At 70.4% G+C, this 7,943-nt stretch carries 8 protein-coding genes; 2 read left to right on the forward strand and 6 right to left on the reverse strand.

What is annotated here, in order from left to right:
- Positions 1 to 1,325: ribonucleoside-diphosphate reductase subunit alpha (locus ACRDP3_RS06555; RefSeq protein WP_431515873.1), on the forward strand; the 1,325-nt coding region annotated here is incomplete at its 5' end.
- Positions 1,316 to 2,350 (forward strand): ribonucleotide-diphosphate reductase subunit beta, encoded by a 1,035-nt coding sequence (locus ACRDP3_RS06560; protein WP_431515874.1) that lies wholly within the window; start codon positions 1,316 to 1,318, stop codon positions 2,348 to 2,350. The genes ACRDP3_RS06555 and ACRDP3_RS06560, both read left to right, overlap by 10 nt.
- 53 nt (positions 2,351 to 2,403) lie before the next feature.
- On the opposite strand, the gene ACRDP3_RS06565 is transcribed toward ACRDP3_RS06560, so the two are convergent.
- The 6 genes from ACRDP3_RS06565 to ACRDP3_RS06590 all read right to left on the reverse strand — a co-directional run.
- Entirely contained in the window at positions 2,404 to 2,946 is a 543-nt protein-coding gene (locus tag ACRDP3_RS06565; protein ID WP_431515875.1) for a hypothetical protein, read from the reverse strand.
- A 41-nt stretch (positions 2,947 to 2,987) separates the two neighbouring features.
- Positions 2,988 to 3,758, reverse strand: coding sequence for a D-Ala-D-Ala carboxypeptidase family metallohydrolase (locus ACRDP3_RS06570; protein WP_431515880.1), 771 nt, complete (start codon positions 3,756 to 3,758; stop codon positions 2,988 to 2,990).
- 256 nt (positions 3,759 to 4,014) lie between these two features.
- On the reverse strand, positions 4,015 to 4,650 hold the full coding sequence (gene def, locus ACRDP3_RS06575; protein WP_431515876.1) for a peptide deformylase: 636 nt from the start codon (positions 4,648 to 4,650) through the stop codon (positions 4,015 to 4,017).
- A gap of 70 nt (positions 4,651 to 4,720) precedes the next feature.
- On the reverse strand, positions 4,721 to 5,722 hold the full coding sequence (locus tag ACRDP3_RS06580) for a tetratricopeptide repeat protein (RefSeq protein WP_431515877.1): 1,002 nt from the start codon (positions 5,720 to 5,722) through the stop codon (positions 4,721 to 4,723).
- A gap of 163 nt (positions 5,723 to 5,885) precedes the next feature.
- Positions 5,886 to 7,130 carry an HD-GYP domain-containing protein gene (locus tag ACRDP3_RS06585; RefSeq protein WP_431515878.1) on the reverse strand — a complete coding sequence of 415 codons (1,245 nt, stop codon included), beginning with the start codon at positions 7,128 to 7,130 and terminating at the stop codon, positions 5,886 to 5,888.
- Between the two features lie 7 nt (positions 7,131 to 7,137).
- Positions 7,138 to 7,943, reverse strand: an 806-nt coding sequence (locus tag ACRDP3_RS06590; RefSeq protein ID WP_431515879.1) for an HD-GYP domain-containing protein, incomplete at its 5' end; no start/stop codon positions are given.

The raw sequence follows: 7,943 nt of genomic DNA on the forward strand, positions 1-7,943 counted from the left end.
GGATTCCGGACGAGTTCATGCGGCGGGTCGAGGCGGACGCCGACTGGTCGCTCTTCTCCCCGGCGGACGTACTGGAGCTGACCGACCTGTGGGGGGAGCCGTTCGACGCGGCCTACCGGCGGGCGGAGGCCGCGGGGCACTTCGTGCGGCAGGTGCCGGCCCGCCAGCTGTACGCGCGCATGATGCGCACCCTGGGGCAGACGGGGAACGGCTGGATGACGTTCAAGGACGCCGCCAACCGCACGGCCAACCAGACGGCGAAGCCGGGCAGCGTCGTGCACTCCTCGAATCTGTGCACGGAAATCCTGGAGGTCACCGACGACGGTGAGACGGCGGTCTGCAACCTGGGCTCGGTCAACCTCGCCGCCCACTTGCGCGACGACGGCGAAATGGACTGGGAGCGGCTGGACTCCACCGTCCGCACAGCCGTGACGTTCCTCGACCGGGTCGTGGACATCAACTACTACCCGACCCGGCAGGCCGAGCGGTCCAACTCCCGCTGGCGCCCGGTCGGTCTCGGCCTGATGGGGCTGCAGGACGTCTTCTTCCGGCTGCGGCTCCCCTTCGACTCCGACGCGGCACGGGAGTTGTCCACCCGTATCTCCGAGCGGATCATGCTCGCGGCGTACGAGACGAGCGCGGACCTCGCCGAACGGCACGGCCCGCTGCCGGCCTGGTCCGAGACCCGGGCGGCGCGCGGCGTGCTGCACCCGGACCACTACCCGGACGCGAACGCCACCTGGCCGGAGCGCTGGGCGGCGGTGCGTTCCCGTATCGCCGAAACCGGGATGCGCAACGCGCTGCTGCTGGCAATCGCTCCGACCGCCACCATCGCGGCGATCGCGGGCGTGTACGAGTGCATCGAGCCACAGGTCTCCAACCTCTTCAAACGGGAGACGCTGAGCGGTGAGTTCCTCCAGGTGAACGCCTATCTGGTCGCCGAACTGAAACGGCTCGGGCTGTGGGACGACCGGGCGCGCGAGGCGCTGCGTGACGCGAACGGCTCGGTGCAGGAGCTGGACCGGCTCCCCGCCGAGGTACGGGAGCTCTACCGCACCGCGTGGGAACTCCCGCAGCGCTCGCTGATCGACATGGCCGCCGCCCGAACCCCGTACCTCGACCAGAGTCAGTCGCTGAACCTGTTCATGGCGGCGCCCACCATCGGCAAGCTCAGCTCGATGTACGCGTACGCGTGGAAGCGCGGCATCAAGACGACGTACTACCTGCGTTCACGCCCGGCGACCCGGATCGCCCGCGCGGCAGACACCTCAGCCGCCGCCACCTGCTCCCTGGAGAACCCCGAGTCCTGCGAGGCATGCCAGTGACGACCACCAAGAACCTGCTCGACCCGGGTTTCGAACTGACCCTGCGCCCCATGCGCTATCCCGGCTTCTACGACCGCTACCGCGACGCCATCAAGAACACCTGGACCGTGGAGGAGGTCGATCTCCACTCCGACGTCACCGATCTCGCCAAGCTCACCCCCGGCGAGCAGCACATGATCAGCCGCCTCGTCGCCTTCTTCGCGACCGGCGACTCGATCGTCGCGAACAACCTGGTCCTGTCCCTCTACAAGCACATCAACTCCCCCGAGGCGCGGCTGTATCTCTCGCGGCAACTCTTCGAGGAGGCCGTGCACGTCCAGTTCTATCTGACCCTGCTGGACACGTATCTGCCCGACGTGGACGAGCGGGCGGAGGCCTTCGCGGCGGTGGAGAACATCCCCTCGATCCGGGAGAAGGCGCAGTTCTGCTTCCGCTGGATGGCCGCCGTCGAAGGCGGCGAGGGTGTGGAGAAGGTCGACCGGCTGGAGAGCAGGACCGACCGGCACCGCTTCCTGCTCAACCTGATCTGCTTCGCGGCGTGCATCGAGGGGCTGTTCTTCTACGGCGCCTTCGCCTACGTCTACTGGTTCCGCTCCCGCGGGCTGCTGCACGGGCTGGCCACCGGCACCAACTGGGTGTTCCGCGACGAGTCGATGCACATGTCCTTCGCCTTCGACGTCGTGGACACCGTCCGCGAGGAGGAGCCGGAGCTCTTCGACGCGGAGCTGGAGGGGGAGGTGACCGCGATGCTGGAGGAAGCCGTCGAGGCGGAACTGCAGTTCGCCCGCGACCTGTGCGGCGACGGGCTGCCGGGGATGAACACCGCGTCCATGCGGGAGTATCTGCGGGCCGTGGCGGACCAGCGGCTCGTGCGACTCGGCTTCCCGGCCCGGTACGGCGCCCGTAACCCGTTCTCCTTCATGGAGCTGCAGAACGTGCAGGAGCTGACCAACTTCTTCGAGCGGCGCGCCTCGGCCTACCAGGTCGCCGTCGAGGGGTCGGTCTCCTTCGACGACGATTTCTGAGGAGGGGGCCGCGCCGGACGCGGCCCCCTCTCAGTGCGCTTGCGGGCCGCGGGTCAGCAGCCGCCGCAGTTGTAGTACGTCACGTCCCAGTGGTTGCCCTCGTCGTAGTAGATGTTCCCGGAACCGGACCGCCACTTGGAGCCGCCGATGGAGGTGAAGGTGTTCTTGACGTAGTTGCTCAGACAGCTCGTCATGCTGAAGTCGAGCTTGTAGCCGTTCCAGTGGCTGTACGTGCCGCTGGCGTGGCCGGTCTCGGTGCCGCCGGTGACCGTGAGACCGCAGCCACTCGCGTTCTTGAGCGTGATCGCCCCCTGTATCGTCGCCGAGTTGACCTGCTCCAGCGAGGTACAGGTGGGGTTGTTGCGGTCGGAACAGCCACCGCTGGAGGACACCCCGATGCCGGCACCGCTCAGCTGTGCGACGGCCGCGGAGTGACTCATCTTGGCCAGCACGGCCGCGCTCTTGGCGCTCTGGGTGCTCTGGGCCTGGGTGGCCTGCGGCGCCGCGGTGTCTGCCTGTGCGGCGTACGCGGAGGAGAAGAGCGTGAGGGCCAGCGCCGAGGCGCCGACCGTGGCGCGCAGCATGGTCTTCTTCATGGGGGGTTGGTTCCCTTCCGGGGGTCGGGTCGGTGAAGTGCTCAGATGCCGCAGTTCGGCGCGCTCCAGAACCTGCTTGAGCGGTGGTCCACGTGAGTGTGGTCGTTGTGGCCGGGGTAGCCCGGGCCGAGGATGCCGTTGAAGCCGCGGTTACGGGCCTCCTGGGCGAGGGTGCAGAGCGAGTGGGGCCCGGCGCCGAGGTCGGCGGCGTCACCGTAGAGATGGCGGCTCGAAGGGGCGCCCCCTACCGCGTCGTTGCACGCATGGGAGCGGAAGCCGCTGGTGACCCTGATCGACTGGTCGCCCAGGGCGTGCCGCAGTGCCTCCAGCTTCCACATGGTGCGCAGGGCGTTGGCCTTGGCCTGCGCGGCGCTGAGCGCTCCGCCGCTCCAGTCGGAGTTGCAGTTGTTCAGCTCGCCGTAGGTGAAGTGAATGGGCGTGCAGTCGTCGTCCTGCAGCTCGTAGAGCTTCGCGAACGTCGCGGGCCCGGCCACGCCGTCGGCGGCCAGCCCGTAGGCCTGCTGGAAGCGGGTGACCGCGGCCTTGGTGGCGGGCCCGTACGAGCCGTCGACGGCGAGGACTCCGCCGCTGCCGGGGTAGCCCGAGACACGTATCTGCAGCTGTGTGACGTCGTCGCCGGTAGCGCCCTCGGCAAGGGCACGGCTCCAGGTGTAGCAGCCGTCGGCGGCCGTGGCGCCGACAGCCTGCACGGCTGCCGTGGGGGCGGCGCTCGCACTGGCCGCCGTGCCGGCCGACACAGCTGCCGCGACCATGACAAGAGCCAGTACGGTTCTGACCGTACGTCTGGGCATCATGACCCTCCATCTGCCGTGGGGGTGAACATGGCAGACACTGACGTGACGGAGTCAAGCCGTCAACAAGATGCCGCAACTGCCAATGGCCTTGTCCATTGGATGAGCCGCATCGGGTGGGGCCGCATCGGACGGTGCCGCATCGGACAGTGCCGATGACAAGGCCACCGAACGACCACCGCCCTCCCGGCCCCTGAGGGCGGGAGGGCGGCGGCTCCGGTCACGCGAGCGTGACGCGGACGGCTCCGTTACGGGCTCAGTCGTTCGGCACCGTCTCGTACCGCGGTGTGCCCTCCGCCATCTGCCGGAGGGCGCCCTTGCGTTCCCGCTTCGAGAGCCGGTCGATGTAGAGGTAGCCGTAGAGGTGATCCGTCTCGTGCTGGAGGCAGCGGGCGAAGTAGCCGGTGCCCCGGATGGCGACCGGCTTGCCCTCGGCGTCCAGTCCGCGCACGATCGCGTGATCGGGGCGGGCCAGCGCCTCGTAGGCGCCGGGCACGGAGAGGCAGCCCTCGTTGGAATCGTCCAGACTGCGGTCCCCGGCGGGCAGTTCGTCCAGGACCGGGTTGCAGACGGCGCCCACGTGCCGCACCCCGTCGTCGTCCACGCAGTCGTAGACGAAGACCTTCAGGTCGACCCCGATCTGGTTCGCCGCGAGACCGACTCCCTCGGCGGCACGCTGGCTCGCGAACATGTCGTCGATGAGCGATGCCAGACCGTCGTCGAAGGCGGTGACGTCCTGGCACTCCTTGTGCAGCACCGGGTTGCCGACGACGGTGATGGGGCGGGCGGTGCCGCGCTCGCGGTACGCGGTCTCGCGCGCCTCGCAGTCCGCCGTGTCGTCCACGAACTCTCCAGAGCTGTGCCCGCTGGTCTCCTGCTGCTGCTGCGCCATTCCGCCGTACGCCTTCCTCGCCACCTGATTCGTCGCCCTAGGGTAACGGGGCGCGCGGAGGGGCACGAGCTCAGCAGACCTCTTCCAGATCCCGCCACTCGCGCGTGCTGGGGCTGTCCTCGACCCAGCTGTCCAGCAGCCCGCGCACCAGTCCGGCCGGTGCCGCGAGTCCGCACTCCCGCTCGGGAACCCACAGGTCCCCCGGTCCGCCCGGCGTCATGTGACCCAGCGGGCCCGGGTGCCCCGGCGAGCTGTGGTCGTGCGGATCGATGTGCTTCGAGCCGTCCCCTTCGTCGGTCGGCATCCGGCTCTCCGAGCAGGTACGGCACAGCAGCCGCACCGAGCTCGACCAGTCCTCGGCCGCGAACCCGGCGTCCGAGGCCAGCCGCTCCAGCGCGTCCCGGTCGGCCTCCGTGGCGGCCCCCAGCAGCACGACCCAGGTGGGTACGGGCGAGGGCGCCCACAGCTCGATCTCGTCGAAGACGGGATAGGACGGGCCCGCGCTCGTGGTGCGCTCACCGTGCGGTACCCCGTCGTGCAGCACCACTTCGCCCCAGCGCCGCCCGGAGGACGGCAGCGGAATGCTCTGGATCTCCACCCGCGCCGGGTCGATGCGCCGTCCCCACACGACCTCGGCCTCGCCCTCCGGGGAGAGCCGTACCGCCGCGCTGCCCAGTTGCATCCCGGTGGGCTCTCCGACCGCCGCCGGGGGCTGCGTCTGCCCGGGCACGCGCAGCCCGTACGCCTGCCAGGCCCGCCGGGCCAGCGGCCAGTCCTGCAGCGCGGTGGCCGCGATGCCGACGTTCCACCAGTCGGGGGCGCCGTTCTGGCGGTCCAGCAGCGCCACGGCGCGCAGTCCGGCCGTACGGGCCTGTTCCCAGTCGTGCCGGAACTTGTACAGCAGCGCGAGATTGAACCAGGACTCCGACAGCCACGGCTCGAGATCAGCGGCCCGGGTGAGCAGGGCGCCCGCGTCCTCGTAGCGCCCGTCACCGATGAGCGTGAAGGCGCGATCGGTCGCCTGCCGCCACGAGGCGGAGGGCCGATGCCGCACCTTGCCGAAGATCCTCACGATGTTCCCGCCTGATTCCCGTCTGTTGACTGGTTGTCGCTGCTGTTTCCCGACGCACGGTGCGCCTGCTCCACGTGCACTGTGAGCACGGTATGTGCGTCTTCCGCGGTTCCCCTCTCGCATCCAACCATGCCCGTAGTGCCGCCCGGCCACGACCCGGGAGTCAACAGACCGGCCCCCGCGCCACTACCCGTGACAGCGCCTCCACAACGCGTGGTTCGTACTCACGCGCACTCTCCAGCCGCAGCCGCTCCAGCGCCCGCAACGAACCCTCCATGGCAGCCTTCCCGGCCACCATGTCCTCGTACGCGTTGACGGCCCGCACGATACGAGCGGTGACCGGTTGCTCACGGTACGGATCCGCCTGCCGTTCCACCACCACGGCGACCTCGACGGTCACGCCCGTCTGCCGTACCACCGCGCCGCCCAGCAGCGCGATCCGCCGCTGCAGGGCGGGTTCCAGCCCTTCGGTGGCGCCGCCGGTGACCGGATCCACGAGGGAGAGCTGGCCGATGTCGTGCATCAGCGCCGCGTACTCCAGCACCGTGAGATGCGGTTCGGTCAGGCCCAGCTCGCGCCCGACGGCACAGCTGAGCGCGGCGACCCTGCGGGCGTGCCCGTGCGGGGTGTAGCCGGCCACCTCCGTGGCCCGGGCGAGCGAGGCGATGGTCTGCCCGTAGGTCGCGCGTACGGACGCGTAGCGCCGGAAGGAGAACTGCGTGAGCAACAGCGGCACACAGATGACCGGCAGCGCCCAGAGTCCCGCGACCGCGACCGCGAGCGCGATGACGGCGCCGGTGGCGGCGACGGCCGGAGCGATGCCGAGCCGCGCGCGCAGCTGCTCCCGCAGCTGCGGACCCAACGGCCGTTCCGTGCGGGCCGCGGCGAGCACGGCGGCGAGCACCGCGTCACACAACCCGGTCAGCAGCGTGACAGCGAGCAGACAGAGCGCGTAGTACGGGCCACGGCCGACCCATTGCGCCAACACACCGGAGTTGTGGAGCGGTTGGAAACAGGTGGCGGCGAACCCGACGGTGAGCACGCCCCGTACCGCGTGGTCGAGCGTGAGGGAGCACCCCCGCGGGGCGCGCGGGGCAAGGCCGGCCAGGGCGGCGGCGATGACGACGGCGACGCACTGCAGGACGCCGTGCGTAGTGACCCGGCCGCCCACCTCGCCCAGCAGGGCGTAGCCCAGTGCTCCGGCGGCGCCGAGCGGCGCGCTGGTGGGGGCACGGCCGGTGTGATCGGTGCCGGGAAGCCGGACGCGCACGGCTTCGCCGACGGCGATGACGAGCCCGAACGCGAGGGCCACGCCGGGCTGTTCCAGCCCGTGCCACAGGGTGGCGCCGAGCGAGCCGAGGCCCAGCGCGGCCGCCGCCGCACCGCTCACCACGACGGTGTACTTCATGACGGCCTCATGACGTCGACCGGGTGGGTCCGGTGGAACCGGACGGCTCGGCGGCGGGCGCCCGGCGTCTGCCGCGGAGCGCCTGCACCCGCGCTGCCGGTACGTTTCCGCCCGGCGCGTCCGCCGTGACGGCGGGTGACCAGCCCTGCCGGTCCAGCGCCCGGGCGAGCGCCCGCACCATCCGGGGGTCGAACTGCGTGCCCGCGCACCGCTGGAGCTCCGCCACGGCCGTGGACACCGACCGCGCACGCCGGTAACTGCGGGTGGAGGTCATCGCGTCGAAGGCGTCGGCCACCGCCACCACACGGGCGAACTCGGGGATCTGGACACCCGCGAGCCCGTAGGGGTAGCCGCTGCCGTCCAGTCGTTCGTGGTGGTGCAGGATCGCGGAGCGCGCCTCGCCCAGAAAGCCGATTCCGCGCACCATCTCGTGCCCGTACTCGGGGTGCAGCTCTATGACGCGGCGCTCCTCCACGGTGAGCGGTCCGTCCTTGCGCAACAGCCGGGTGGGCACGCCGAGTTTGCCGACGTCGTGCAGGATTCCGGCGAAGCGCAGCATTTCCGTGCGCTCCTCGTCCATGCCCAGCTCGCGCGCGATGAGCAGGGAGGCCCGGCCGACGCGTTCGCTGTGACCGCGGGTGTAGCGGTCCTTGATGTCGACGGCCTGCACCAGCGCCCGGATGGTTGCCTGGTGAGCGCCGTGTTCGCGGTGATACTGCGCGAAGACCCAGCAGCAGATGTACATCGGCAGCAGCACGAACAGCGCCGCCACCGGGCCGTACGGACTGCGCCAGAGCACGGCCATCATGAGAG

The organism is Streptomyces sp. (genome assembly GCF_050698815.1).
Taxonomy (GTDB): Bacteria; Actinomycetota; Actinomycetes; order Streptomycetales; family Streptomycetaceae; genus Streptomyces.

What these genes read in the sequence shown, in the direction of transcription:
- ACRDP3_RS06560 (WP_431515874.1), top strand. Translation starts at nt 1,316, where the DNA reads ATGCCAGTGACGACCACCAAGAACCTGCTCGACCCGGGTTTCGAACTG.
- ACRDP3_RS06565 (WP_431515875.1), bottom strand. Translation starts at nt 2,946, where the DNA reads ATGAAGAAGACCATGCTGCGCGCCACGGTCGGCGCCTCGGCGCTGGCC.
- ACRDP3_RS06570 (WP_431515880.1), bottom strand. Translation starts at nt 3,758, where the DNA reads ATGCCCAGACGTACGGTCAGAACCGTACTGGCTCTTGTCATGGTCGCG.
- def (WP_431515876.1), bottom strand. Translation starts at nt 4,650, where the DNA reads ATGGCGCAGCAGCAGCAGGAGACCAGCGGGCACAGCTCTGGAGAGTTC.
- ACRDP3_RS06585 (WP_431515878.1), bottom strand. Translation starts at nt 7,130, where the DNA reads ATGAAGTACACCGTCGTGGTGAGCGGTGCGGCGGCGGCCGCGCTGGGC.